This is a genomic window from Variovorax sp. 05L425, from assembly GCF_056397705.1.
On the sequence record NZ_JBFTNY010000012.1, the window covers coordinates 146,392 to 172,691 of the forward strand.

Sequence of the window (26,300 nt, forward strand, 5' to 3'; positions counted from 1 at the left end):
CCCGTTTTTTCGGCGATTCGTCATGATCCCTCCCAGGCCATCAATGTTTCACCTTTGTGTTGAATGAGGGTGAATACAGGTTTTGCGTGGCAGCATTCACACGTGAACTTGACCCGCATGCCATTGCGCCTGTGACTCGGGTTGTAGAACGAAGATCTGCGCTCAATACTCACGCCGCCTCCTGCAGTGCAAGCGGTGACTATCGACTCATCGGCGTCCGCTTCGCGCTCCCAGATCTCGACCTCAAGATGGTGGAGATAGGTTTGGCCACATACGGGACAGCCCAGACCGCCGTCGTCGTTGATTTTGAGGGGGCTCATTTCGCTGCCCTCGTTGCGAGTTGCTGAAGAATCCAGCTCTCGACCTCAGCTTGGGGAAACGCTGTTCGACGGCCGAGCTTGACGGGCTGGACGAATTGTCCGCGCTGAACGAGTTGGTATAGGCGGCTCTTCTTCAGGCTGGTCATGTCCTCGACCTGCTTGATCGAAAGTAGACGGTGGTTGATGGACGCTGTTTGCACTTTGGGGCTCCGTTGAGATGCGGTGACCCAAAGACTATGAAAGAGCGCAATGCAAATAAAGGGGGGTGCTGAAAACCAGCATCCATGCGGGTTCCAGTCGGTATGGGTGGAGAGATAGGCAAAAAAAAAGCCGCCCGGGCGGGCGGCGGAGTCACGTGTTGTGACTTTCAGTCGATCATCAGCCCTAGTTGGGCGCGGCACTCTTCATCACTGAACTGCTTTCTTGCCTGGACGGCGAAGGACTTGCGACGGCTGAGCTTGGCGGCAATTGCGTGCGCCGCTGCGTCAGCATCCGTGCCATCAAATTCAGCTAGGTAAATTGCCGCTGCACAGCGAATTTGATCGCTGAGCACGGCATCGCTTTTGGGGCGGCCCGGTGCGCAGCTCTTGGCGGGGAACACCCCACGTGAGAAATACCCCGCCGCAGCAGAGTCCATCGACTGTCCGCGAGCTCTGCACCAATCGCGGTATTCCCACAGCTTTGCGTGCGCCTCCCATGCTTCCACTGCGGCGGGAGATGGCCTTTGCGTGACTGGTGCCCGAGTAGACGTGTCACTCGACTCTGTCTGAACTCGCTTACCCGATCGGCATATGTGTCGATCGCCGACCTCTTTGGTCTGAGCGGCTTGCGTCTGACCCGCTTGAGAAATCCGCTTCCGCTGTTCGCGTTCCATTGAGGCGGCTTTCCGAAAGAGCCTGGCCCCCCTGAGCCTCGTCGTCAACGGGATGCTCGCTTGAGCCTTCTCAATTAGCGACAGTACGTGGGTGGGGAAGCGAAACAGCGGGTCTAGGTCACTACTGGAGGCTCGTGGCATCGTGAATACCTCCGTGGAGGAGTACGGAGGGATTCTATCCATAGACAATCACCTGACCCCCGCATGTCCCCTCCATGTGCCACGGTGGCGCAAACTGCAAGCCGTCACGTCGAACGCGGACAGACTCACAAATTCAATTTCGTCGCGAAGCGCGACCCCTGCCGGACGGCAGGACCCATCGAAAAGCGGGGCCCGCCTCGACGCCGCAGATCATTGGCATCAGTGGGGCCCGCATCCGGCTGTGATTCCGTGAGCGCTAGTCTGCAGTGCAGCCGCTACTTTGCAGCCTTCGCAAGCTTGCACTTGAGATATTCACTTATACGACTGGGAAGCAGCAAGGCCGACACTTCGAGCTTATTCTTGTCGGCTTCTGAGGCGTCGATTTTGTTTTTAAAAAGAGCGTCTAGCGCGTCATCCCGGTAGAAAATTAAAGTCGGAAGCGCGTTCGCGACGCTGCTTGCTTTGTCGATCTCGGTAACATGCTCCGTTATGGACTTGAGAAAAAATTGAACATAATCAATATCATTTCGAAGGCTCCATACTGCGTAATATCTTCGACTCTCCAATTGAGCCAGAATTTTATTTGAGTGGCTCTGATTGCGGGGATGGGCGTCTATTTCTTGCATGTGAGCGCGTTGAAATCGGTCGTTTTCTGCCTGAAGATACTGAGCCTCTTCGGGCGGCACTGTTGGCAGCATCTGATTAATTTCATTAATCTCCGCAAGCATTTCTTGAATAGATGCATCGTCGGCATTTTTGCATTTGTTGGCAATTTCTTGGCTTGAAGGTGCTGCTGCAATGGCAGAATTCGCGAAAACAAGGGTGAAAAACTGAAGGAACAGATATATTGCTTTTAGATGCTTCATGCGGGCGCTAACAGTCGCGAATTCAGTTCGCAATGTGGGTTTTGGCGGGGATGCTGCGATGGCCGGTGCGCGAGGCGTGGTTCTGCAAGCCCACCCAGCGAGACCGGCCGCGAGCGCAAGGACTGGCGCGCATGGTTGAACAAGTTTCACCATCTTTCTCTCCTCGTTTTTTTGCGTGATGCAAATGCGCGGCAGCGGCCAGCCGGCGCGCGGGAATGTGCGGCGCTGGGCCGAACGTGAAAGAAGTCGGCACCGCAGATCATATGGAGCTTGTGAGGTCCAGCACCGCGAAGACCACTAGCGCAATCAGCGCCGGCAGCCAAAGGGAGGGCATCAGCGTGACAACGATGATCGCGACAACACAGGCAAGGATACATTTCACGAGTCACCGGAGCCGTTGGTGTTGGGGAGAAAGCCGTTTCGTTGATGCAAACGACTATCCTCTGACAGGTGCCAAAAGTGCCGGAAGGGATTTTCGGCGGAGTTTCGACACTTTTGGCACTGCCCGACCCCCCACCTTTTAAAAATATGGGCCGCTAAGCAGCTTTGACCAACTGCACAACTTGGCTGCCAGCCGCGCAGAACCGGCTCCAAGCGGTCAACAACTCACGCCGCTTCGCGAATAGGTCGGAGCGCTGGTATGCCGCCTCAACCTTGTCGGGGTTCCCGTGCGCAAGACACAGTTCACACACCCGCGCAGGGAAGGACGTTTGCTCGGCGGCCCAATCCCTGAATGCGGATCTGAATCCGTGCACGGTCACACCGGGGCACACGCTGTGCAGTGTCTTGTTAACTGCAACATCCGAAAGCAGGCCGCCAGCAGTGGTAGATGTGACACGGTCCCTTCCCGGGCGCACCGGTTCGTTCATTGCGCCTAGGGTAGACACGGTTTCGGCAGAGATCACAGACCGAACGCGGGCACCTGGAAAGACCCACTCGCACCCCTCGCGCTTGAGTTCTTTCATGGTTTGTAGGATCGCCAAAGCTTCGGCAGGCAAGGCCACGCGGTGTGGCTTTCCTGCCTTCATGCGTGAGGGGGGGATCGTCCACAGCTCGGCATCCATATCGATCTCCGACCACATGGCGCCCCGACCTTCACCAGAGCGGCAGGCCGTCAAAATGATGAAGCGCAGGCACAGGGCCGAGACGTGGGCCTTTTCGCGCAGGGCGGCCATTACGCGCGGCACGTCGCTGTACGCTGCTGCAGTGAAGTGGTTTCTTGTTCGAACCTTGTCGGGCTTGGGCAGCACCTTGTCGAGCATGCCTTTCCATCGCGCTGGGTTGCGGGTGCCGTCGCAGAGGTCATGCACTGCGGCGTAGTCCAACACGGCCTCGATTCGCTGCCGTAGCCGCGTTGCTGTTTCGGTCTTGGTTGCCCATAAAGGCAAGAGGATGGCCTTCACGTCGGCGAGGCCCACGTCAGCCGGGTCTTTTGCGCCTAGGGGGGGGTAGACGTACTCGCTGAGGGTGTTCGACCACTGCTGTGCGTGCTTGGCGTTGCGCCAGCCCGGCCGCTTCGCTTCAATCAACTCCTCTGCGCACTCTTGGAAGGTCTTGCGCGTCGGATCCTTTCTGTGGATCAGCGAGGCCGGGTCCATGCCGTCTTGAACGGCCCTCCGCATGCCTGCAGCCCTTTCCCGCGCTTCTGCCAAGCCACGGGTATGAGTGGGGCCCAACCCGATCTCACGCACCTTGCCAGCCTGCTTGTAGCGGAACACCCAGGCCCGCGCGCCAGATTCTTTCACTCGCAGGTACAGGTTACCGCCGTCCGAGTGAAAGCCTTCCGGGAGTGCGTCCACCTGTCGCGCTTTGAGGGTGCCCGTCGTGGTTGCCATATCAGTCTCCGAGTGATCAAGGTCTTACCGTGGATCTTACCCAAAAGCGTGGATTTTGGCGAACCTCTACGGACCTACGCGGAACATGTCAGAGATAAGTGGTTGATAAGGAAGTGAAAAATGGAAGTCAATGGATACTGATGACCATAAGTTCGGAGGACTCCGGTTCCGCCAGACATCGTCTTAGACGATCCCAAAAGCCCCGCGCTGTCGAAGCGTCGGGGCTTTTTTGCGTTTGGACTTGCACGTGTCGACACTTAGCCGAAAGCTGTCGCATTCCAACGCCTTTGGCTTTCGGTGATCCGCGTACTTTCGTTCGCTGACCCAATCTTAGGGTTATCACTAGGTATCGGAATGTCGAGGACATTCAGTACACTTATTGCCGATGATTCAGCACACTGAATCAATCACGACAGCAACCCGACTGCCTTCAAAAACAGCGCACCCAAGACGCGGCAGATTCCATCAATCCGGAGACCTTGATGACCCCCACCTTGCGACGCACCTTCGACGAAGGACCCATGAGCCGTTTCCAATGGAGTGCGATTGCAATCTGCGTCACGCTGGTCATGCTTGACGGCTTCGACGTGCTCGTGATGGCATTTACCGCCGCCAGCATTTCGGCTGAATGGAAGCTCACCGGAGCACAACTTGGCATGCTGTTCAGTGCAGGTTTGCTTGGCATGGCTGCCGGTTCGCTGTTCCTGGCACCTCTGGCTGATCGATTTGGGCGCCAATCGATCATCCTGCTGTGCCTCACTGTGATCGCGCTCGGCATGGGGCTGTCCGCAATGGCGCAAGATGCCTTCCAGATGGCGGCCACACGCGCATTCACGGGCATCGGCATCGGCGGAATGCTTGCCAGTGTTGGTGTCATCACGGCTGAGTACGCCTCGAACAAATGGCGCAGCACGGCCGTCGCGTTGCAGGCGACTGGCTATCCGATCGGAGCAACCATCGGTGGAAGCATCGCAGCCGTCCTGCTGGAGGTCCATGGCTGGCGCTCGGTGTTTGTCTTTGGCGCATTGGCCACCGCGGTCATGATTCCGCTCGTGATGTGGCGGCTGCCTGAATCGGTGGATTTCCTCGCGTCGAAGCGTCCGGCCGGTGCGCTGCGCAAGCTCAACATCCTGATGTGCAAGATGCAGCGCCCGGAACTGGCCGAATTGCCGCCGCTGGAGGTCGAAGCGCAACGCTCGTCCAGTTCGATTGCAGGATTGTTTGCCGGCGGCCTGGGCCGATCGACGGTTCTGCTCTGGATCGCCTTCTTCCTACTGATGTTCAGCTTCTACTTTGCGCTCAGCTGGACTCCCAAGCTTCTCGTCTCCGCAGGTCTCTCGGCCCGCGAGGGCATCACGGGTGGTGTGCTCCTGAACATTGGCGGCATCATCGGCGGCAGTGTGTTCGGCCTGCTGGCATCCAAGCTTGACCTGGGTCGTCTGACTGTCGCGAATCTGGCGATCACGGCACTTGTGATGGCGATCTTCGGTGCCGTCACGGGCCATCTGACCGCGTCGTTTGCCGTTGCCTTCCTGATCGGCATGTTCATCTTCGGTTCGATGGCCGGCCTCTACGCATTCGCTCCGGCGATCTACCCGGCAGCGGTTCGCACCACTGGCATGGGTTGGGCGATCGGAGTCGGGCGCATCGGGGCAATCCTTGCGCCGCTCACCGCCGGGGCGCTACTCGACGGTGGCTGGCAGCCGCCGCAACTCTATTACGCGTATGCGCTGCCCTTGCTGGCCGCGATGGTCTCGGTGCTGGCATTGCGACGCAGTGCGACCCCTGGCCCCGCAGGCGATGTGATTGCCGCGCACTAAGGCGCATCGAAAACCTTCTCTAGCTCCCCCACAGCACCCACAAGGAGACACACATGTTCCCCAAGAACAACTGGTACGTTGCCTGCTCGGCCAACGAAATCGACGACAAGCCGCTGGGCCGCAAGATCTGCGGCGAAAATCTGGTCCTCTACCGCGCGCTCGAAGGCAAGGCCACGGCGATGGAGGATTTCTGCCCGCATCGCGGCGCGCCGCTGTCGCTGGGTCGGGTGGTCGAGGGAAAGCTGGTGTGCGGCTATCACGGCCTTGAAATGGGCTGCGATGGCAAGACCGTCGCGATGCCCGGCCAGCGTGTTCGCGGCTTCCCGGCGATCCGGACCTTTCCGGTGATCGAACGCTACGGCTTCGTCTGGGTCTGGCCGGGCGATCCGGCCCTTGCCGATGCGACCAAGCTGCATCACCTCGAGTGGGCAGAGAGTTCCGATTGGGCCTATGGCGGCGGACTGTTCCACATCAGCTGCGACTACCGCCTGATGATCGACAACCTCATGGACCTCACGCACGAGACATACGTGCATTCCACGAGCATCGGCCAGAAGGAAATCGACGAGACGCCCACCACGACAAAGGTCGAGGGCGACATGGTGGTCACCAGCCGGTTCATGGAAAACATCTCTGCGCCGCCGTTCTGGCGCATGGCCTTGCGGGGCAATCACCTGGCTGACGACGTGCCGGTCGATCGCTGGCAGATCTGCCGCTTCACGCCGCCGAGCCACGTCATGATCGAAGTCGGCGTGGCGCACGCGGGCAAGGGCGGCTACGACGCGGACGCCGCGCACAAAGTGTCCAGCATCGTCGTCGATTTCATCACGCCCGAAACCGAGACCTCGCACTGGTACTTCTGGGGCATGGCGCGCAACTTCCAGCCGCACGACAAGGCCTTGACCGCTTCGATTCGCGAAGGCCAACACAAGATCTTCAGCGAGGATCTGGAGATGCTCGAATCGCAGCAGCGCAACCATCTCGCATATCCGGATCGGCCATTGCTGAAGCTCAACATCGATTCGGGCGGGGTGCAATCGCGCCGCGTGCTCGATCGTCTGATGGCGGAGGAAGGCCAGGCGGTGTCGTCATGAACGCCGCAGAACTGGATGTGCGCATCGCGCGCAAGCAAAACGAAGCTGTCGACATCTGCACCTTCGAGTTGGTGCAGGCGGACGGGCGCCCGCTGCCAGCCTTCTCCGCTGGTTCGCACATCGACGTGCAGATGCCGGGCGGCATCACGCGGCAATATTCGCTGTGCAACGATCCTCGCGAAAGTCACCGGTACCTGATCGGCGTATTGCGCGATCCCAATTCGCGTGGCGGTTCGCAGACCATGCACGACGCGATGCAGGAGGGCGCACCGCTGCGCATCAGCGCGCCGAAGAACCACTTTCCGCTCACCAACGGCGCCAATCACAGCGTGTTGATCGCCGGTGGAATCGGAGTGACGCCCATTCTCTGCATGGCGGAGCGTCTGGCCATCACAGGCGGCTCCTTCGAGATGCACTACTGCACCCGCTCGCGCGAACGGACAGCCTTCGCCGACCGCATCGCGCAATCGACGTTCGGCTCGCAGGTTCACTTTCATTTCGACGACGGCGAAGCGTCTCAGAAACTCGCGCTCGGCCCGTTGGTCGGCACGCCGAAGCCCGGCGTGCACCTGTACGTCTGCGGCCCCAAGGGATTCATGGATTGGGTGCTCGATGCCGCGCGCGCCGCAGGTTGGCCGGCCGAGCAACTCCACTACGAATTCTTCTCTGCCGAGGTGGTCAAGTCCGATGCCGATGCCGCATTCGAGGTCAAGCTGGCAAGTTCGGGTCGGGTGGTGACCGTGCTCAAGGACCAGACGGTCGTGCAGGCACTGGCTGCCATTGGCGTCGAGGTCGCGACGTCCTGCGAACAGGGCGTGTGCGGCACCTGTCTGACGCGGGTGCTCGAAGGCGAGCCCGACCACAAGGACATGTACCTCACGCCCGAGGAGCAGGCGGCCAACGACCAGTTCACCCCCTGTTGTTCGCGGTCCCGCTCGCCGATGCTGGTGCTCGACCTGTAGGCAAGAAACCAGCCTCGATAATGGCGAAAGTTAAGTACTCCGTTCGCCATCATGCAGTGCAAAGTTTTAAACGAAGCCCCCATCGATCTGAATGACCAACCGGGCCATCTGATTCGTCGCGCGCACCAGATCTCCGTTTCGGTCTTCTACGAAACGCTTGGGCGTGACGTGACGCCGGTGCAATACGCGGTGATGCGCACCCTGCAGGACAAGCCCGGCATCGATCAGGTCACCCTGGCGCAGCAGGTCGCGCTGGACACCTCCAGCGCGGCGGACATCGCCGTGCGGCTCGAAAGCAAAGGCTGGATCTCCCGCAAGTTGCTGGCGCGGGGTCAGCGCGAACTGCGGCTGACCGAACTCGGCGAGCAAGTCCTTGCCGAGAAGGTGCCGGGCATGCAGCAGATGCAGAACTCACTCCTTGGCATGCTTAGCGAAGAAGAACGCCGTGACTTCATGCATCTCCTGAGCAAGTTCGTCTCGGTCAACAACGAGCGAAGCCGCGCACCGATGCGGCCCTAGCGATACACCTATCTGGCGATGGCGTCGAACGGGCACTATCCTCGCGGGGACCCGGCCCAAGGAGACGCCCGATGACCCACGAAACAGCCCGCCGCCAGACGCTGGCCGACCTTTTGCGACGCAGCGCCAGGCGCGAGCCCGGCAAATTGGCCATTGCCTGCGGCGATACCCGATGGACCTACGCCGAATTCGACAGCATCTGCAGTCGAGTGGCGAGCGGCCTGGCGCAGCACGGGATCGCCAAGGGTGCGCGCGTTGCGGTCCTGGCTCGGAACTCCCACGCCTTTGCCGCTCTGCGCTTTGCGCTTGCACGACTCGGAGCGGTCCTCGTTCCGATCAACTTCATGCTGAAGGCGGAAGAAGTGGCGTACATCCTGCGGCATGCCGGAGCTTCCCTTCTGGCAACCGACTCCGGCCTGGCCGGCCTGGCGCGGGATGCCGCTGCGCTCGACACGTCCGTCCGCGAGTTTCTGTGGCTTCCATCGGAGGAGCCGAGCGATCCCGCGCCGGGCATGCTTCGTTTCGACAAGCTTGCCGAGAGTGACACCGAACCGCCGCAGGTGGACTTGCAGGCCGACGACCTGGCACAGATCGTCTACACCAGCGGCACCGAGTCGACACCGAAGGGCGCCATGCTCACGCACGACGCAGTGATCGCGCAGTACGTCAGCTGTCTCGTCGACGCCGAGATCAACGCCGGCGACCTCACCTTGCACGCATTGCCGCTCTATCACTGCGCGCAACTCGACGTGTTCCTCGGGCCGTCGATCTACGTCGGCGCGACCAACGTCATCACGGCCAAGCCGACACCCGACAACCTGCTGCCGCTGATCGAGCGGTTCCGAATCGGCTCTTTCTTCGCGCCGCCCACTGTGTGGATTTCGCTCCTGCGTTCGCCGCTGTTCGACAGCACCGACCTGAGCAGCCTGCGAAAAGGCTACTACGGCGCTTCCATCATGCCGGTCGAGGTGCTGCGCGAACTCAGTCGCCGGCTGCCGCAGGTGCGGCTATGGAACCTGTACGGGCAAACCGAGATCGCGCCTCTGGCCACGATGCTGGGTCCTGACGACCAATTGCGCAAGCCCGGCTCGGCGGGGCGCGCCGTCCTCAACGTGGAGACGCGGGTTGTCGACGATCGGATGAATGACGTTGCAGTCGGCGAAGTGGGCGAGGTGGTGCATTGCTCGCCGCACCTGATGCTCGGCTATTTCCACGACGATGAACGCACGAAAGCTGCGTTCGAAGGAGGCTGGTTCCATTCTGGCGACCTCGCGACGATCGACGAAGAGGGCTACATCACGATCGTCGATCGCAAGAAGGACATGATCAAGACCGGTGGCGAGAACGTGGCCAGCCGCGAGGTCGAGGAAATGATCTACCGCCTGCCGCAGGTGTCCGAAGTCGCCGTGGTGGGCGTGCCCCATCCGCGCTGGGTGGAGGCCGTGGTGGCTGTCGTGGTGGTCAAGGCGGGCCACGCGCTCGACGAGGCGGAAGTGCTTGCACATTGCGGCGAGCACTTGGCCAGCTTCAAGGCACCCAAGCGTGTGGTGTTCGTCGAGGCGCTGCCCAAGAACCCGAGCGGCAAGCTACTGAAGCGCGAGTTGCGCAAAGGTCACGAGGGCCTTTTCGCGCGGGAATGAGCGTTACATTCGTCCAGCACCGAGATCGAAGTCTCGACACGCTGCGCGATTTCGTTGCTGAGGAGCCGGAGCGGCCGCCTGGCGTTCATCCATAGCACGCCGGCGCAGACAAGCATCAGATAAAGACCGGCAAACAGGGCCATGGGAGTGAAGAAAACGCTCATCGAGATCCCCCGAGGTTTTTTGAACTGAATGGGGCGAACTCTCGCAGCGCATGTGCGCGTCTCCAGTACGTATTTCGGCGACGCGCGCGTAGGACAGTGCTGACAGAGCGCTATTTCACGATCAAGCCCTTGAGCGCAGGGTCTGAAGGCGGCACGCTGAGTCCCATGTCCTTCAACGCCTTCACGAGCAGTTGGGCGACCATGAGGTTGCGATGGCGCTTGCTGTCGGACGGCACCACGTACCACGGGGCATGGCTGGTCGAGGTGGCGACCAGCGCCATTTCGTAGGCACGCTCATAGGCATCCCATTTCTTGCGCACGTCAAGGTCCGCCAGGGCGAACTTCCAGTTCTTGCCCGGGTCGTCGACCCGCGCCTGCAGGCGCGCGCGCTGCTCGTCCCTGCTGATGTGCAGCATGCACTTGATGATGACTGTTCCGGTCTCAGTCAGCATGCGCTCGAAGTCGTTGATCTGCGCGTAGCGGCGGCGCGCCTCGGCCTTGTCGATCCAGCCCTCGACAACCGGCACCAGCACGTCTTCGTAGTGGCTGCGATTCCAAACGGCGATGTCGCCGGCCCGCGGCACGGCGGCGTGGCAACGCCACAGGTAGTCGTGCGCGCGCTCCTCGTCGTTGGGCACCTTGAAGGCCTTCACGGCGACGCCGAGCGGCGAAGTGCGCGAAAAGACCCAGCGAATGGTGCCGTCCTTGCCGCTGGTGTCCAGGCCCTGCAGAACGAGGAGCACCTTGCGTCGTCCTTCGGCGTGCAGCAGGTTCTGCAGTTCGTCGAGCCGGATGGCCAGCGCTTCGAGCGCCTCGCGTTGGTCCTCTTCGGGGCCTTTCTGGAAGGGCGAAGCCGCGGGATTGACGTCGGCGAGCTTGAACTTCTTGCCGACGCGGTATTTGTTGAAACTGGCCATGGACTGGGACTCCTCGCGCAAAAGCCGCAGCGTACGCGATGGCGCCCAAAGCGGTGAGCGTGATTACTCGTCGTCCGGATCGAGCGATGCGCTCCAGCGGTTGTCCCAGTTGCCGCGGCGCGCGGTGTCGAGGTCGCGGCGATCCCGCTTGGTGGGTCGCCCCTGTTCGATGCTGAGCGCCGGCTCGCTGCCCAGGCGCCGTTGTTCGCGCGCGGCGGCCTGCGCGGCAAGACTCTCGGCCGTTTCTTCGTAGAGTTGCTGCGCGATAGGCGCGGGTCCACGCTGGCCGCTGATGCCCAGAACGCGCACGACCCGGGTGATCGGCCCGAGGCGGATCGTCACCGTGTCGCCCGGTTTGACTTCCCGCGACGCCTTGGCGACGTCGCCATTGACTTGCACGCGGTGTTTGCCGATCTCGTCGGCGGCGAGCGAGCGCGTCTTGAAGAAGCGCGCCGCCCAGAGCCATTTGTCGATGCGAAGACGATCCATGTTTCAGCGATTGTCGCGCGCCAGCGGCAGATGCACGAGAGCATCCAGCCCGATGATTTGTCCACCGGATTCCCGGTTGTCAAGCGCGATGCGGCCTCCGAGCGCCAGCACGATCTCGCGGCAGATGGCGAGGCCCAGGCCCGATCCGCTGGCCACGTCGCCGGCGGCGAAAGGAGCGAACAGCCGCTGTCGCAGTTCGTCCGAAATACCGGGCCCGTGATCGCTGACCCTCAGGATCGCGAAACCGTCGTCGGCTTCGACCCGCACCGCCAGCGCGGCCTCGTGCGGGCTGTGCTTGATGGCGTTGTGGAGAAGGTTGCGCGTCAGTTCCTGAAGCATCCAGCGGTGCGCCCGCACCGGCACCGGCGCGGGTGCGTAGAGCTCGAAATCGAGCGCCTTGTCCGCCACGAGCGGCGACAGGTCGAGGGCCATCGCGCGCACCGCCTCCGCCAGATCGAGCACCATCGATTCGGGCTGTTGGCGCAATTGCTCCACCTTGGCGAGCGACAGCATCTGGTTTGCGAGGCTGGTCGCGCGCTCCACGGTCTGCCCGATCTCGGCGTACGCCTGTTCGGGCGGCACGTCCCCGCGGCGAGCCGACTGCACCTGCGCCTTGAGCACGGCCAACGGTGTGCGCAACTGGTGGGCACTGTCGCGTACGAAGCGCTTCTGGTGATCCAGCAGCCGCTGCAGGCGGCCCATGACTTCGGTGGTGGCGTCGATCAGCGGACGCAGTTCGCGCGGCGCGTCGGGCGCATCGATGGGCGACAGGTCGTCGGCAGCGCGTGCCTCGATCGTCTCGCCGAGCTCACGCACCGGCCGGGTCGCGCGCTGCACCACGAGGACGGTGACCGCCGCGATCACCGAAATCAGGACCAACTGTCGCCAGAGCGTGTCGAGCAGCAGCTTGCGCGCAAGCGTCTCGCGCAGTTCGAGGGTCTCGGCCACCTGCACTACAGCCATGCCGCGCCCGCTCGCACTGGCAACAGGCTGCAGCAGCACCGCGACGCGCACGGGCATTCCTCGGAATTGCGCGTCGTAGAAGTCCACCAGCGCGGCGTACGGCGGCCGGTCCGGCAGCTTGCCGTGCCAGGACGGAAGCTCTTCGAAACCCGAGACCAACTCGCCGGCGAGCGTGGACACGCGATAGAACATGCGACTCTGGCTGTCCGCCTCGAAGGCCTCGAGCGCCGAGTAGGGGACGATGGCCCGCAGCGAAGCCGCTTCGTCATAGCCGACGACGTCGAGTTGTTCGCCGATGGTCTTCGCCGAGGCGAGGAGGGTGCGGTCATAGGCGGTGGTGGCGGCCGCGAGGCTCTGGCGATACAGGCTGATGCTGTTGATGACGATGAACAATGCGATCGGCGCGAGGATGCCGACCAGCAACCTCGCCCGCAGCGAACTGACGCGCCTCATGTGTCTTCGCGCAAGAGGTAGCCCAGGCCGCGCAGGGTCATCAGCGTGACGTCGGTGCCGGCCAGTTTCTTTCGAAGCCGGTAGACCACGACCTCGACAGCCTCGTATTGCACGTCCATCTCGCCGGGGAAGACCAGCTCGAACAGGCGCTCCTTGGAGACCGCATGGCCCGGCTTGACCATCAGCGCCTTCAGCAGCGCGAGCTCCCTCGGCGTCAATTCGAGCACTTCGGCGCGGTGGTAGATCGCGCCGCTGTCGGGCTCGTAGCGCAGCCCGCCGACTTCCGGCAGCTTTGCCGGTGAATCGCCGCCCACATTTTGTTGACGGCGGTGCAGGGCCCGGATGCGGGCTTCCAGTTCATCGAGGTCGAAGGGCTTGGGCAGGTAGTCGTCGGCGCCCGCGTTGAGGCCCATGACTCGGTCGCCCACCGTGCCGCGCGCAGTCAGCAGAAGCACGGGCGTGCGCAGCCCCGCGGCACGCGCCTGGGCCAGCACCTGCAGGCCGTCGATGTTGGGGAGGCTGAGGTCGAGCGCGACCACGTCCGGCTCGAGCGCCTGCCATTGCGCGACGGCGCGCGCGCCATCCCCGCAGAGACGCACGTCGATCTGGCGGCGGCCGAGCGTGCGCTGCAAGGTGGCTTGCATCGACGGATCGTCTTCGACCAGCAGCAGCTTCATCCCTGGATTTTCGGTGTTTACCCCAGTTCGCCGGACAGCCAACTGACAGCGGGGCGGCGCATCATAGCGAAGTCAGGTTCTACTCAGCTTCCATACAAAGGAGACATGCATGCGTCGAGATACCTTTTTGAAGTCACTGGCCGCCATGGCCGCCACCGGCGCCCTGCCGCTTTCGGCCTGGGCGGCAGCCAACGTCAAGATGATGATCCCCGCCAACCCGGGCGGTGGCTGGGACACCACCGGACGCGCGCTCGGCAAGGCGCTGACCGACGGCAAGCTCGCCGACACGGTGACTTACGACAACAAGGGCGGCGCGGCCGGTGCGCTGGGACTGGCGCAGTTCGTCAACGGCTCCAAGGGTGACCCGAACGCGATGATGATCATGGGCGCGGTGATGCTGGGCGGCATCATCACCGGCAAGCCGCCGGTCAGCCTCTCGCAGGCCACTCCCATCGCCCGCATGACGAGCGAATACAACGTGTTCGTGCTGCCGGCGAATTCCCCGCTGAAGACCATGAAGGACGTGGTCGACCAGCTCAAGAAGGACCCGGGCAGCGTCAAGTGGGGCGGCGGCTCGCGCGGCTCCACCGAGCACATTGCGGCGGCGATGATCGCGCAGAAGGTCGGCGTGGATCCGTCCAAGATCAACTACGTTGCGTTCCGCGGAGGCGGCGAAGCCACGGCGGCCATTCTGGGCGGCAACGTCACCGTCGGCGGCAGCGGCTTCAGCGAGTTCGCCGAATACATCAATGCCGGCAAGATGAAGGCCATCGCCGTGACCTCTGCCACGCGCCTGCCGGGCATCAATGTGCCGACGCTCAAGGAGCAGGGCATCGATGTCGAGATCGGCAACTGGCGTGGCGTCTACGGCGCCCCGGGCATCACGCCCGAGCAGCGCAAGGCGCTGACCGAGATGGTGCTCGCGGCCCTCAAGACGCCGAGCTGGGCCGAGGCCGTGAAGAAGAACGACTGGACGCCTGCTGTCCTGTCGGGCGATGCCTTCGCGAAGTTCGTCGACGACGAGTTCGCGAGTCTGCGCGCGACGATGGTCAAGTCCGGAATGGTCTGAACGTGTCTTCGATCGACATTGCGATCCCGAGGCCGGCGATCTGGCCCCAGACGCTGGTAGGTGTCGGGGTTTTCGTCACCGGACTGGCTCTGGCGTTCGGCGCCATCGACATCTCGTCCGAGGCCGGCTATGGGGGCGTCGGCCCCAATTTCCTGCCCTGGCTGGTGTCGATCGCGCTCACGGTGTGCGGCGCCTGGATCATCTGGGAATCGCGCACGGGTGGTTTCCGCGAGATGGAAGAACCCTCGGGCGCGGTCCAGCCGTATTGGGCCGGGTTCATCTGGGTGTCCGCCGGGCTGCTGCTCAACGCGGCGCTGATCACGACCATCGGCTTCATCTTCAGCTGCACGCTGTGCTACTTGCTGGCGGTGCAGGGCCTGCGGCGCGCGAGCGGGCAGGGGGGCGTCAACGCGCCTCGCACCTGGCTCATCGACATCGTGACGGGTTTGCTGATCTCGGCGCCCGTGTTCTGGATGTTCACCCAGTTCCTCGCAATCAATCTTCCGGGCCTCACTGGGACTGGGTGGCTCTGACATGGAAATCTTCAACGCATTGATGCACGGCTTCGCGCTGGCCATCACCCCTGCGAACCTCTTGTGGTGCCTGGTGGGCTGCGCCCTCGGCACGGCGGTCGGCGTGCTGCCGGGCATCGGCCCGGCCGTGGCGGTCGCGATGCTGCTGCCGATCACCGGCAAGGTCGACGTCACGGCCTCGATGATCTTCTTCTCGGGGATCTACTACGGCGCCATGTACGGCGGCTCAACCACCTCCATCCTCCTGAACACGCCAGGCGAAACCGCCAGCATGGTGACGGCGATGGAGGGCAACAAGATGGCGAAGAGCGGTCGTGCAGGCGCCGCGCTCGCGACGGCTGCCATCGGCTCCTTCGTGGCAGGCACCATCGCCACGGTCATCGTCACGCTCTTCGCTCCTTTCGTGGCCGACTTCGCGGTCAAGCTCGGGCCGCCCGAGTATTTCCTGCTGATGCTGCTGGCCTTCACCACCGTGAGTGCGGTACTTGGCAAGAGCACCTTGCGCGGCATGACGGCCCTGTTCATCGGTCTTGCGGCCGGGTGCATCGGGCTTGACCAGATTTCCGGGCAAGGGCGCTACACCGGGGGCATCCCGGAACTGCTCGACGGCATCGAGATCGTGTTGGTCGCCGTCGGCCTGTTCGCGGTGGCCGAAGTGCTCTACGCCGTGCTCTATGAAGGCAAGGTGGTCGAGGATCAGAACAAGCTCAGCCGCGTGCACATGACTGCTCGCGACTGGAAGCGTTCGATTCCCGCCTGGCTGCGCGGTACCGCCATCGGGACGCCTTTCGGCTGCATTCCGGCCGGTGGCACCGAGATCCCGACCTTCCTGAGTTACGCCGCCGAAAAGAAGCTCGCCAAGGATGCGGACGCCAAGGCCGAATTCGGCACCAAGGGTGCGATCGAAGGCGTTGCCGGCCCCGAGGCCGCCAACAACGCGACGGTGACTGCGGCGCTGATCCCGCTGCTCACGCTGGGCATTCCGACCTCGAACACCACGGCCATCTTGCTGGGCGCGTTCCAGAACTATGGCATTCAGCCTGGTCCGCAACTCTTCACTACGTCGGCGGCGCTCGTGTGGGCGCTCATCGCGTCGCTCTACATCGGCAACGTGATGCTGCTGGTGCTGAATCTTCCCATGGTGGGCTTGTGGGTCAAGCTGCTCAAGATTCCGAAGCCGCAGCTCTACGCGGGCATTCTGATCTTCGCGACGGTCGGGGCCTATGGTATGCGGCAGAGTGCGTTCGACCTGCTGCTGCTCTATGCCATCGGCGTGCTGGGTGTGATCATGCGGCGCTTCGATTTTCCGACCGCGCCGGTGGTGGTCGGGATGATCCTCGGGCCCTTGGCCGAGGCGCAATTGCGCAACGCGATGTCGATCGGCGAGGGCAGTGCAGCGGTGTTCTTCCAGCGTCCGATGTCGATCGCGCTGATCGTCATCGTGCTCGGCGTGCTCATCCTTCCGCGCCTTGCAAAGCGAATGAGCAAATAGCTCTCTCCGGGGCAACACCTGCGGTCCGGCGAAGCCGGCTGCGAGGTGTTTCCCGACGGTCGCTGGCCGCGCTCAATTGCCGGCCGGGCCTGACCCGAGTTGGGCCGTCGTTGCGGTCTTGCCCTGCAAGCGCTGGACTTCGGCCATGTACTCCGGGCCGTTGCGCATCCGCTGGTAGGCCGCATACTGCGACCGATAAGCCGCGCTGTTCGGATCGAAGCTGTCCGAGTTGGCCACCTGGCTCATTCCCGATTTGATCCACAACTTCAGGTCAGCTGCGATTTCAGCGCGGCTCTCTGCACCGGGGCTCGGGTCCGCAGGACCGACACGCAATTCCGGTGCGGCGGCCGCGACCGAACGACTGGCGTTGAGATCGGCCGCAACCTGGGCCCGGGTGAAATGACCCACGGCCGGGATCGGGGCACCGACCCATTGCTCGGCCGGCACGGTTTGCGCGGACACGGCACCCGCCAACGCAAGTGCGGAGATGCCGACAAATAGCTTTGCATTCATGATGAAATCTCCTTGAGGCTCCTGATGTGTGACAGCGGGAATCGCGGACATCACGGAGTGCAACTGTGGCGATTCACCTGCTTTCGCGCTGTGCGTTTGCGCACAGTTTTTTCTCAACCGCTTTTCCCGGCGTGCGAGGTCGAGGATGACAGTCCAGCGTTCCAGTCTTGCCCTGCGGCACATCGCGCTGCTGGAAGGCTTGTCTCAGGAGCGCCTTGACGATCTGGCCCAACGCTGCGTGTGGCAGAGCATCCCGGCCGCCACGTCGCTGCTGTTCCGGTCAGAAGAGAAGAGTGACGTGTACTTCCTGGTGTCGGGCCAGTTGCGCGTGACCACCTATGCGCCGAACGGGCGCCAGGTCACGTTTCGCGACTCGAACGAAGGCGAGTACTTTGGCGATTTGTCCGCCATCGACGGCAAGCCGCGATCCGCCGATGTCGTGACCCTCAAGCCCAGTGTGGTCGCGAGTCTGGACCGCGTCGCGTTCCTCGCGCTGTTGCGTGAGGAGCCGATCATTGCCGAACGCGTGATGCGTGGCCTGGTCAAGCTGGTGCGGCAGTTGTCCGAGCGCGTCATCGACCTGAGCACGATGGGGGTGCAGAACCGCGTGCATGCCGAAATCCTTCGCTTGGCGCAAGCGGCCGGCATCGCCGACAACCAGGCACGCCTGGAGCCCGCGCCGACGCACGCCGAGCTTGCAAGCCAGGTCAGTACCAATCGCGAGCAGGTCACGCGCGAGCTCAACGTGCTCCGGCGCGAGGGTGTGCTTGCACGAGATGGCAAGGCGCTCCTCGTCGTGGATGCGCGTCGTCTCGCGGCGCTGGTGGCGGCTGTGCGGGGCGTTGCCTGAGAACTTATCCCGCTCCCGGTTCAGCGAGACGGCTGATCGGCCGGCGGCACCACGGTGGATCGGCCATCGGGTGACCTGACCGACGCCGAGCCGCTGGAGGGCACCGGTGATCCGTCGGGGGAGACCACGGTGGACCGGCGATCGGGCGTCCGGACGGTCGTGGTTCCGCTGGGCGGCACGGGAGCGCCTTCAGGTGTCACCACGGTGGATCGGCGATCCGGCGTCCGGGTGATGACATTGCGCGGGGGAGCGCCGCGCGCGCGATCCAGATCATGGCCCGCCTTCCGTACGCAGGCATCGCGTTCGGGCGCGGGGAGGTTTCCGCTGTTGCACTTCGCGATTTGCGCATCGAAGCGCCGCTGCGCTTCGGCCTGGTTCGTGGGGGTCTGTGCGACCGATGCCAATGCGAAGCTCAGAAGGGCGCTGGAAATCGCAGCACGCTGAAGGATTGTGATCACGGTGTACCCCTGTCGATCGACGATTCGCCGAGTCTATCTTGCGGGCGGTGGCTGCCAACCGCTCCGCGGATGCGCCGCGACGTGCGGCGAATCCAGTGCTCGATGTCGTCGATGTAGGTGAAGACGGCCGGCACGACCAGCAGGCTCAGCACCGTCGACGTGATGAGTCCCCCGATGACGGCCATCGCCATCGGCGAGCGGAAGCTGGAGTCCGCCGCGCCCAGCCCGAGCGCGATGGGCAACATGCCTGCGCCCATGGCGAGCGTGGTCATGATGATGGGGCGCGCCCGCTTGTGGCAAGCGTCGCGCAGTGCGTCCCAGCGGCTCATTCCGTGGTCGCGGCGCGCGACGATCGCGTATTCGACCAGCAGGATCGAGTTCTTGGTCGCGATGCCCATGAGCATGATCAGCCCGATCAGCGACGGCATCGACAGCGCCTTCTGGCCGATCAGCAGCCCCACGAAGGCGCCGCCGAGCGCCAGCGGCAGTGCGCACAGGATCGTGATCGGATGCAGGAAGTCCTTGAACAGCAGCACCAGCACGATGTAGATGCACAGCACGCCCGTCAGCATGGCGAGGCCGAAGCTCTGGAAGAGTTCGGTCATGACTTCGGCGTCGCCCACTTCAGCCACGCGCACGCCAGGCGGCAGATGGCGGATGGATGGCAGCGCCATCGCGGCATCCTTCGCGTCGCCGAGGCCGACGCCCGACAGTTCGATCTCGAAGTTGACGTTGCGCGAGCGGTCGTAGCGGTCGATCACGGCGGGGCCGCCTTCCACCGTGAGCTGGGCGACCTGTTCCAGCATCACCGGTCCGCTCGTGCCGGGCAGCGCGAGGCGCCCGAGCAGCGCCAGATCCTGCCGCGCGGAGTCTTCCAGCTTGACGACGATCGGCACCTGCCGTTGCGCAAGATTGAGCTTGGGCAGGTTCTGGTCGTAGTCGCCGAGCGTGGCGACGCGCAGCGTGTCGGCGATGGCCGAGCTGGTCACGCCGAGATCGGCCGCGGCTGCGAAGTCCGGGCGTACCGCGATCTCCGGTCGGATCAGGCTCGCGGTCGAGGTGATGTTGCCGAGCCCGGGGATCGTGCGCAGGTCGCGCTCGACGGCGCGCGCGGCCGTGGTCAGGGCGGCCGGATCGTCGCCGCTCAGCGCCAGGATGTACTTTTCACCCGAGCCGCCGAGGCCGACCGTGCTGCGCACGCCGGGCAGCGTTTCGAGCGCGGCGCGGATCCTGTTCTCGATCACCTGCTTGCGTGGCCTGTCACCGCGCGGGTCGAGCTGGATCGTGAGCGTGGCCTTGCGCGTTTCCGGCGTGCCGAAATTCGCGAACGGGTCGCCGCCCGCGCTGCCGCCGCCGACCGTGGTGTAGACGCTGCGCACGTGCTCGAGCGCCATGACGCGGCGGCGGGTTTCCTCGGCCGCCACGGTGGTCTGCGCCAGCGTCGCGCCCGGCGCGAGCGAAAGGTACACCTGCGTCTGCGAGTTGTCATCCGGCGGGATGAATCCGGTCTTGAGCAGCGGGATCATCGCCACCGAGCCGAAGAAGAAGAGGGTGGCCAGCACCATCGTCTTGAAGCGATGCCTGAGACACCACTCGGCCATCCGCATATAGATCGCGAGCCAGCGGGGTTCCTTCTCGGCCGTGACGATGGGCTTGAGGATGTAGGCCGCCATCATCGGCGTGAGCATCCGCGCCACGACCAATGAGGCGAAAACCGCGAGCGCGGCGGTCCAGCCGAACTGCTTGAAGAACTTGCCGGCCACGCCGCTCATGAAGGCGGTCGGCAGGAACACCGCGATCAGCGTGAAGGTGGTGGCGATCACCGCAAGGCCGATTTCGTCGGCGGCTTCCATGGCTGCCTGGTAGGGCGTCTTGCCCATGCGCAGGTGGCGCACGATGTTCTCGACCTCCACGATGGCATCGTCCACCAGGATGCCGACCACCAGCGACAGCGCCAGCAGTGAAACCACATTGATTGAAAAGCCGAGCAGGTACATGCCCACGAATGCCGGAATGGCCGACATGGGCAGCGCCACCGCCGAGATGAAAGTCGCGCGCAAGTCGCGCAGGAAGAGCCACACCACGATCACCGCCAGGATCGCGCCCTCGTACAGCAGATGCAGCGAGCCCTCGTATTCCTCGCGCACCGGCTCGACGAAGTTGAAGGCTTCGGTGAGTTGGATGTCCGGCCGCTCGGCGCGCAATTGGTCCAGTGCCTTCTGCACCGCTGCGCCGACCTCGACCTCGCTCGCGCCGCGGCTGCGGGCCACCTCGAAGCCGACCACCGGCTTGCCGTTGAGAAGGGCCGCCGCGCGTGGCTCGGCGATGGTGTCGCTGACACGCGCGACTTGATCGAGCCGGATGCGCCGGCCGTCCGAGAGCGCGATCTGCATGTCGGCCAACTCGTCAGCCGACCGCACGGTCGCGAGTGTGCGCACGGGCTGCTCGCTGCCGCCGACGTCGGTGCGGCCGCCGGCGCTTTCGGTTTGCACTTGCCGCAACTGGCGAGAGATGTCGGCCGCGGTCGCGCCCAGCGCCTGCAGCTTGCCGGGATCGAGATCGACGTGCACCTGCCGCGTCACGCCGCCCACGCGGTTGACCGCGCCCACGCCGCTGATCGCCAGCAGGCGCCGGGTCACGTCGTTGTCGACGAACCACGACAGTGCTTCGTCGTCCAAGCGCGTCGACGAGATCGTGAACGCGAGCACCGGTTGCGCAGCGAAGTCCAGCTTGGTGACCACTGGATCGCGCACGTCGGCCGGCAGGTCGGCGCGCACGCGCTGCACAGCGGAGCGCACGTCGTCCACCGCCTCCTGCACCGGCTTTTCGAGACGGAATTCGACGATCAGCGTCACCGCGCCGTCCTGGACCTTGGTCGTGATGTGCTTCAGGCCCTGGACGGTGGCGATCGAGTTCTCGAGCTTGCGTGCGACGTCGTTTTCAAGCTGCGAAGGAGCGGCGCCGGGCAGGGCTGCGGAGACCGTCACTGTCGGCAGGTCGATGTCCGGGAAGTTCTGCACCTTCATCGCGTTGAAGGACAGCAGTCCCGCGAAGGTGAGCAGCACGAACAGCATCACCGCCGGAATCGGGTTGCGGATGGACCAGGCCGACACGTTCATGGTGGCTGCTCCTTTATTTGGCGGCTTCGATCGCCGGCTTCACGGGGGCGGACGTCTGCCCATTCGCGGCAGTGGCGGCGGCGGTGCCTTCCACGACGCGCACGAGGTCGCCGTCGTTGAGGAAGCCCGCGCCCTGGACGACCACGCGTGCGTCCGCGGGCAGTGGGGTCGTGATTTCCACGCGATCGCCCACGCGCCGGCCGGTCTCGATCCGCATCATCGCGACCCGGTTGTCCGGTTGCAACAGGAGCAGGTGGTTGAATCCGTCGCGCGGGACGACCGAAGCCTGCGGCACCGTGACCGCGCTGCTGCGGCCGAGCAGGAAGTCGCCGCGCGCGAACATGCCGGCCTTGATTCCGGTGTTCTGCAGAACATTGGGAATGTCGACGTAGACGAGGGCGGCTCGCGTCTTCGGATCGACCGTCGGCGCCACGCTGCGCACCTTGCCTTCGACCTGCGCACCGCCCGCGCTGACGACCACCGCCGGCGTGCCGACCGCGATGCGACCCAGTTCGGAAGAGGTGATCTCGGCACGCCATTCAAGCCGACCCTGCCGGATCAGCCGGAACAGTTCGGTGCCGGCCGTCACGACGCTGCCCACCGTCGCGGTGCGGGAAGAGATCACGCCGTCGTCCGGCGAAATCACCTGCGTGTTGCGACCGCGCACCTGTTGCGCGGCGAGCACGGCCTCGGCCGCCTCGACCCGCGCCTTCGCGGTCTGTTCGGCGGTCTGGTACTGGTTGATCTGCTGCTGGCTCATCGCGCCGGTGGCCTGAAGCGTGCGTGCGCGCGCCGCGGTGCCGGATGCGTCGGCGGCGGTGGCGCGTGCCTCGGCCAGAGACGCGCGCGCCTGGGCGACATCCGCCTGGACCGAATCGCCCGAGAAAACTGCCAGAACCTGGCCTTTCTTGACCACATCGCCCACGTTCACGCGCACTTCCGCGAGCTTCAGCCCGGTGGATTCGGAACCGACGCTGGCTTCCTGCCATGCCGACACGTTGCCGTTGGCCGCCAACGTGACGTTGAGTTCGCTGGTCTCGGGCTTTGCAACGGTCACGGTCAAGGTCGGGCGGGCCGTCGCGCTTTCGTTCGGCCGGTTGCGCTCGGCTTGTTTGCCGCGCACGAGCCAGAAGGCCGCGCCGGCAAGAACCAGCAGGATGACCAGGACGACGATGAGTGTGGAACGCTTCATTCTTTTCATGGTGACGGGGCAGCGGGAGATGTCGTGGTTGCCACGGATTCGGGTCGCGACCAGCCGCCGCCCATGGCGCGATAGAGCGCAACCCAGGCTTCGGCACGCTCGCGTTGCAGCGCGACGCGCGCAGTCTCCGACGTGAACAGGGTGCGCCGCGCGTCTTCCAGGTCGAACAGGCTCGCGAGGCCGGTGCCGTAGCGCGCCTGCGTGGCGTCGAAAGAGGCCTGGTAGTTCGTGACCGCGACGTCGGCGTCGTTGGCGCGCTCGTCGGTGCTTTGCAGGTTGATCAGCGCTTCCTCGACTTCGCGCACCGCCTGTCGGACCTTGGCGCGGTAGAGGGCGGCCGCTTCGTCGTAACGCACCTTGGCGGCCTCGGAATTGGCCGCGAGCGTGCCGCCATCGAAGATGGGCACGCTAAGCGCCAGCGGCCCGATCGTCCAGGTGTCGAAACTTTCGCGGAACGCGCCGGCGCGCACCTGCAGCGTCGCGATCGATCCCTGCAGTGTCAGGCGCGGAAAGCGCTGCGCCAGGGCCGCGCCCGCATCCGCGCTGGCGGCGGCGACGGCCTGCTCGGCGGCATAGACATCGGGCCGCTGCGCGAGCGCTTCGGCCGGGACGCTGTGGACGGCCTGCACCGCCGGCAGCGTGACATCGATGGGCGCGGCGTCCAACTTGGCCTTGAGCGTGGTCGCTTCGATGGCGGTGAGCGCGACCAATGCCTGTTGCTGCACGGCACACAGGGCGCGCTGCTGCGTGAGGCGCCCCGACGCCTCGGCAGCGCTCGCACGCGCCAGCGCGGCATCCGCCGGCGCCGTGAAGCCGGCACGCATCGACAGGTCGGTCAGGCGCGCCGACTCGGCACGCGATTGCGCATCCGACGTCGACACCACGAGCTGGCGCCGGCAAGCGCGTTCGGCGAGGTAGCTGTTGGCGGTCTCGGCCGCGACGGAGACCCGCGCATCATCCCAATTGGCGTCGGCACCTGTGAGGCGGTTCTGACTTGCGTCGCGGGTGGCGCGCAGGCCGCCGAAAAGGTCGATCTCCCAACTCGATTGCAGTCCCGCCTGCAGTGTGGTGATGGCGGGCAGGGTGGTGCTCAAGCCGTCGGTGGCGGTGCCGGTCGTCGGCGCGGTGAGGCCCGTGGTGGGCGAATTGCCGCGGCTGGCGGAAGCCGATCCGTTGAGGTTCGGCACCAGCGCGGCGCCGGCCGCCACGCGTGTGGCTCGCGCTTCGGCGATACGCGCGCCGGCGCTGGCGACGTCCGGGCTGGCGGCCTCGGCCGCGAAGATCAGATCGACCAGCAGCGGGTCATTGAGCTGGCGCCACCATTCGGCGAGCGTCGGCAGCGAGCCGCCGTGAGGCAGCGGGGCCGTGGAGGCGGGCAGCGGCGTGCTCCAGTGCGCAGGCGTCGGCGCCTCCACCTTTTCAGGCGGGCGTGGGACGGCGCAGGCCGAAAGCAGCACAGAGGCGACGAGCGTGAGCGCCGGAAGCCGGGGATTCCTCATGAGATCGGGGTTCCGCAAAAAGGAGGCGTGTCAGGCGAACGGGTCGAATTGCCTGCGCGCCATCGTGGGCCGATGAGCCCTGCAAGGGGCGCAGCATAACAAGGCGCAAGCGGGCGTTTTGTCGGTGCGCGCCGCTTTCCTGGGGGCGTCAGCCGGAAGTGGCGCGCTACGATCCCGCCATGTCATCCGCCACCGCCGCTCCGCCCGCATTGCCGCTCGATGCCGAAGGCGTCCTCGCGCTCGCCGCGCGCTCGATGTTCCACCTGTTCTCGAGCATCAGCCAGGGCATGTTCCTGGTCGACCGCAGCGGCCGGATCGTCTGGGTCAACGAGGGCTACCGCCGTTTTCTGCCGGCGCTCGGCTTTTCGTCGATCGATCAGTTCCTCGGCCATCGGGTCGAAGACGTGATCCCCAACACGCAGATGCGCCGGGTGCTGGAGACCGGCGAGCCGATCCTGATCGACTTGCTGACCAACAAGGCCGGCACCTTTGTCGTGAGCCGCATTCCGCTGCGGGAGGAGCGCGAAGGCGACGCGGGCGCCCTGCCGGGCGATGTCATCGGCGCAATCGGCATCGTGCTCTTCGACCACCCCGAAACCACCTTGCAGCCGTTGATCAGCAAGTTCGCCTTGCTGCAGCGTGACCTCGACGATGCGCGGCGCGAGTTGGCGAGCCAGCGCAACAACCCGCTGTACCAGCAATCGGCCGACGGGCAGCGGCGCTCCAAGTACACCTTTGCCAGCTTCATCGGCAGCAGCCCGGCGGCGGTGGAGGTCAAGCGCCATGCGCGTCGCGCGGCGCAGTCCTCCAGCCCGGTGCTGCTGCTCGGCGAAACGGGGACCGGCAAGGAACTGCTCGCCCACGCGATCCATGCGGCCTCCACGCGCGCGAAGGGGCACTTTGTCAGCGTGAACATCGCTGCCGTGCCCGACACCTTGCTCGAAGCGGAGTTCTTCGGCGTCGCGCCCGGCGCTTTCACCGGCGCCGACCGCAAGGCGCGCGAAGGCAAGTTCAAGCTGGCGGACGGCGGCACGCTGTTCCTCGACGAGATCGGCGACATGCCGCTCGGCCTGCAGGCGAAGCTGCTGCGCGCATTGCAGGAAGGCGAGATCGAACCGCTGGGTTCGAACAAGCTGGTGCCCTTTGACGCGCGCGTGATCGCCGCGACCTCGCGGGATCTCGCTGCACTGGTGCGCGAAGGCCGCTTCCGCGAAGACCTGTATTACCGGCTCAACGTGCTGCCGGTGCGCGTGCCGCCCTTGCGCGAACGGCGCGGCGACATTCCAGCGCTGGTCGAGGCGCTGGGCGAAGACACGGCCCTGCGCAGCGGCGAGGCGCCGCCCGAACTCACGCCCGACGCGCTGGCGCTGCTCGCCGCGCAGCATTGGCGCGGCAACATCCGCGAACTTCGCAACGTCCTGGAGCAGGTGACGATGCGCAGTGATTCGCAGCGCATCGACGCAGCGCAACTCGAACGTATCCTGCGCGAAGCCGGCCAGGAGCAGATTGCGCCGCCGACGAAGATGCCGATCGAGTCGACCGGCGCTGCCGACGAAAGCACCGCGCTGCTGCGGCCGCTTGCGCAGCAGGTCGCCGAACTCGAGCGCAAGGCCATCGCCGCCGCGATGACTGCGACCGGCGGCAACAAGCTCGCGACCTCGCGGCTGCTCGGAATTTCGCGGGCGACGCTTTACGAACGTCTGGAAAACCCTGACTGAGAAATATGCAATTGCCTGATTTGCAGGCACTCAATCTGTCCTGAAATCGGACGTTTTGCAGGAGACCCAAGGGAAAGTCCTTTGTTTTCAAGACGATGGCGATTGGCACGAACT

The 26,300-nt window shown here is 64.4% G+C and carries 25 protein-coding genes; 10 read left to right on the plus strand and 15 right to left on the minus strand.

Going from position 1 to position 26,300, the window contains the following annotated elements; genetic code table 11:
• Positions 1-20: 20 nt before the first annotated feature.
• From AC1DN9_RS15630 to AC1DN9_RS15650, 5 genes are all read right to left on the minus strand, one after another.
• Entirely contained in the window at positions 21-320 is a 300-nt protein-coding gene (locus AC1DN9_RS15630) for a hypothetical protein (protein ID WP_478101678.1), read from the minus strand.
• Positions 317-520, minus strand: coding sequence for a helix-turn-helix transcriptional regulator (locus AC1DN9_RS15635; protein WP_478101680.1), 204 nt, complete (start codon positions 518-520; stop codon positions 317-319). Before AC1DN9_RS15635 ends, AC1DN9_RS15630 begins: the two co-directional genes overlap by 4 nt.
• Before the next feature lie 167 nt (positions 521-687).
• Positions 688-957 carry a hypothetical protein gene (locus AC1DN9_RS15640; protein ID WP_478101682.1) on the minus strand — a complete coding sequence of 90 codons (270 nt, stop codon included), beginning with the start codon at positions 955-957 and terminating at the stop codon, positions 688-690.
• Positions 958-1,610: 653 nt separating this feature from the next.
• The gene (locus AC1DN9_RS15645; RefSeq protein ID WP_478101684.1) at positions 1,611-2,354 is read right to left on the minus strand and encodes a hypothetical protein; all 744 of its coding nucleotides are present in this window, start codon (positions 2,352-2,354) and stop codon (positions 1,611-1,613) included.
• A gap of 383 nt (positions 2,355-2,737) precedes the next feature.
• A complete protein-coding gene (locus tag AC1DN9_RS15650) occupies positions 2,738-4,036 on the minus strand; it encodes a tyrosine-type recombinase/integrase (protein WP_478101686.1) in 1,299 nt (432 codons plus the stop codon).
• A 482-nt stretch (positions 4,037-4,518) separates the two neighbouring features.
• On the opposite strand from AC1DN9_RS15650, the gene AC1DN9_RS15655 reads away from it, so the two are divergent.
• The 5 genes from AC1DN9_RS15655 to AC1DN9_RS15675 all read left to right on the plus strand — a co-directional run bounded on the left by AC1DN9_RS15655 (position 4,519) and on the right by AC1DN9_RS15675 (position 10,071).
• Positions 4,519-5,856 carry an MFS transporter gene (locus AC1DN9_RS15655; protein WP_478101688.1) on the plus strand — a complete coding sequence of 446 codons (1,338 nt, stop codon included), beginning with the start codon at positions 4,519-4,521 and terminating at the stop codon, positions 5,854-5,856.
• Between the two features lie 53 nt (positions 5,857-5,909).
• Positions 5,910-6,950, plus strand: coding sequence for an aromatic ring-hydroxylating dioxygenase subunit alpha (locus tag AC1DN9_RS15660; protein WP_478101690.1), 1,041 nt, complete (start codon positions 5,910-5,912; stop codon positions 6,948-6,950).
• Entirely contained in the window at positions 6,947-7,912 is a 966-nt protein-coding gene (locus tag AC1DN9_RS15665) for a PDR/VanB family oxidoreductase (RefSeq protein ID WP_478101692.1), read from the plus strand. The genes AC1DN9_RS15660 and AC1DN9_RS15665 overlap by 4 nt, the downstream gene beginning before the upstream one ends.
• Before the next feature lie 51 nt (positions 7,913-7,963).
• Positions 7,964-8,431, plus strand: a complete 468-nt coding sequence (locus tag AC1DN9_RS15670; protein ID WP_478101693.1) for a MarR family winged helix-turn-helix transcriptional regulator — start codon at positions 7,964-7,966, stop codon at positions 8,429-8,431.
• 71 nt (positions 8,432-8,502) lie between these two features.
• Positions 8,503-10,071, plus strand: coding sequence for a fatty acyl-CoA synthetase (locus tag AC1DN9_RS15675; RefSeq protein WP_478101695.1), 1,569 nt, complete (start codon positions 8,503-8,505; stop codon positions 10,069-10,071).
• Here AC1DN9_RS15675 and AC1DN9_RS15680 read toward each other — a convergent pair.
• The 5 genes from AC1DN9_RS15680 to AC1DN9_RS15700 form a co-directional block, all read right to left on the minus strand.
• Entirely contained in the window at positions 10,044-10,235 is a 192-nt protein-coding gene (locus AC1DN9_RS15680) for a hypothetical protein (RefSeq protein WP_478101697.1), read from the minus strand. The two genes, AC1DN9_RS15675 and AC1DN9_RS15680, sit on opposite strands and share 28 nt — an antisense overlap.
• A 110-nt stretch (positions 10,236-10,345) precedes the next feature.
• Entirely contained in the window at positions 10,346-11,152 is an 807-nt protein-coding gene (locus AC1DN9_RS15685) for a PPK2 family polyphosphate kinase (RefSeq protein WP_478101699.1), read from the minus strand.
• Between the two features lie 63 nt (positions 11,153-11,215).
• The gene (locus AC1DN9_RS15690) at positions 11,216-11,641 is read right to left on the minus strand and encodes an RNA-binding S4 domain-containing protein (RefSeq protein WP_478101701.1); all 426 of its coding nucleotides are present in this window, start codon (positions 11,639-11,641) and stop codon (positions 11,216-11,218) included.
• A 3-nt stretch (positions 11,642-11,644) separates the two neighbouring features.
• Entirely contained in the window at positions 11,645-13,057 is a 1,413-nt protein-coding gene (locus AC1DN9_RS15695) for a sensor histidine kinase (RefSeq protein ID WP_478101702.1), read from the minus strand.
• Positions 13,054-13,734, minus strand: coding sequence for a response regulator (locus AC1DN9_RS15700; RefSeq protein WP_478101703.1), 681 nt, complete (start codon positions 13,732-13,734; stop codon positions 13,054-13,056). Before AC1DN9_RS15700 ends, AC1DN9_RS15695 begins: the two co-directional genes overlap by 4 nt.
• Positions 13,735-13,843: 109 nt before the next feature.
• Here AC1DN9_RS15700 and AC1DN9_RS15705 point away from each other — a divergent pair, with 109 nt between their 5' ends.
• Genes AC1DN9_RS15705 through AC1DN9_RS15715 form a run of 3 tightly spaced genes read left to right on the plus strand, consistent with a single transcriptional unit; the run spans position 13,844 to position 16,828 of the window.
• On the plus strand, positions 13,844-14,803 hold the full coding sequence (locus tag AC1DN9_RS15705) for a Bug family tripartite tricarboxylate transporter substrate binding protein (RefSeq protein ID WP_478101705.1): 960 nt from the start codon (positions 13,844-13,846) through the stop codon (positions 14,801-14,803).
• A 2-nt stretch (positions 14,804-14,805) separates the two neighbouring features.
• Positions 14,806-15,336 carry a tripartite tricarboxylate transporter TctB family protein gene (locus AC1DN9_RS15710; RefSeq protein WP_478101707.1) on the plus strand — a complete coding sequence of 177 codons (531 nt, stop codon included), beginning with the start codon at positions 14,806-14,808 and terminating at the stop codon, positions 15,334-15,336.
• A 1-nt stretch (position 15,337) separates the two neighbouring features.
• Positions 15,338-16,828 carry a tripartite tricarboxylate transporter permease gene (locus AC1DN9_RS15715; protein WP_478101710.1) on the plus strand — a complete coding sequence of 497 codons (1,491 nt, stop codon included), beginning with the start codon at positions 15,338-15,340 and terminating at the stop codon, positions 16,826-16,828.
• Positions 16,829-16,900: 72 nt separating this feature from the next.
• Here AC1DN9_RS15715 and AC1DN9_RS15720 read toward each other — a convergent pair whose 3' ends face one another.
• A complete protein-coding gene (locus AC1DN9_RS15720) occupies positions 16,901-17,341 on the minus strand; it encodes a hypothetical protein (RefSeq protein ID WP_478101711.1) in 441 nt (146 codons plus the stop codon).
• A gap of 145 nt (positions 17,342-17,486) precedes the next feature.
• Between AC1DN9_RS15720 and AC1DN9_RS15725 the strand changes: the two genes are divergently transcribed.
• The gene (locus AC1DN9_RS15725; protein ID WP_478101713.1) at positions 17,487-18,191 is read left to right on the plus strand and encodes a Crp/Fnr family transcriptional regulator; all 705 of its coding nucleotides are present in this window, start codon (positions 17,487-17,489) and stop codon (positions 18,189-18,191) included.
• 20 nt (positions 18,192-18,211) lie between these two features.
• On the opposite strand, the gene AC1DN9_RS15730 is transcribed toward AC1DN9_RS15725, so the two are convergent.
• From AC1DN9_RS15730 to AC1DN9_RS15745, 4 genes are read right to left on the minus strand one after another with little or no spacing between them, the layout of a single operon-like run.
• On the minus strand, positions 18,212-18,649 hold the full coding sequence (locus AC1DN9_RS15730; RefSeq protein ID WP_478101714.1) for a hypothetical protein: 438 nt from the start codon (positions 18,647-18,649) through the stop codon (positions 18,212-18,214).
• A complete protein-coding gene (locus AC1DN9_RS15735; RefSeq protein WP_478101716.1) occupies positions 18,646-21,768 on the minus strand; it encodes an efflux RND transporter permease subunit in 3,123 nt (1,040 codons plus the stop codon). The genes AC1DN9_RS15730 and AC1DN9_RS15735 overlap by 4 nt, the downstream gene beginning before the upstream one ends.
• Positions 21,769-21,781: 13 nt before the next feature.
• Entirely contained in the window at positions 21,782-22,969 is a 1,188-nt protein-coding gene (locus tag AC1DN9_RS15740) for an efflux RND transporter periplasmic adaptor subunit (RefSeq protein WP_478101718.1), read from the minus strand.
• A complete protein-coding gene (locus AC1DN9_RS15745) occupies positions 22,966-24,468 on the minus strand; it encodes an efflux transporter outer membrane subunit (protein ID WP_478101720.1) in 1,503 nt (500 codons plus the stop codon). Before AC1DN9_RS15745 ends, AC1DN9_RS15740 begins: the two co-directional genes overlap by 4 nt.
• Before the next feature lie 179 nt (positions 24,469-24,647).
• On the opposite strand from AC1DN9_RS15745, the gene AC1DN9_RS15750 reads away from it, so the two are divergent.
• A complete protein-coding gene (locus tag AC1DN9_RS15750; RefSeq protein WP_478101722.1) occupies positions 24,648-26,186 on the plus strand; it encodes a sigma-54 interaction domain-containing protein in 1,539 nt (512 codons plus the stop codon).
• The last annotated feature ends 114 nt before the right edge of the window (positions 26,187-26,300 follow it).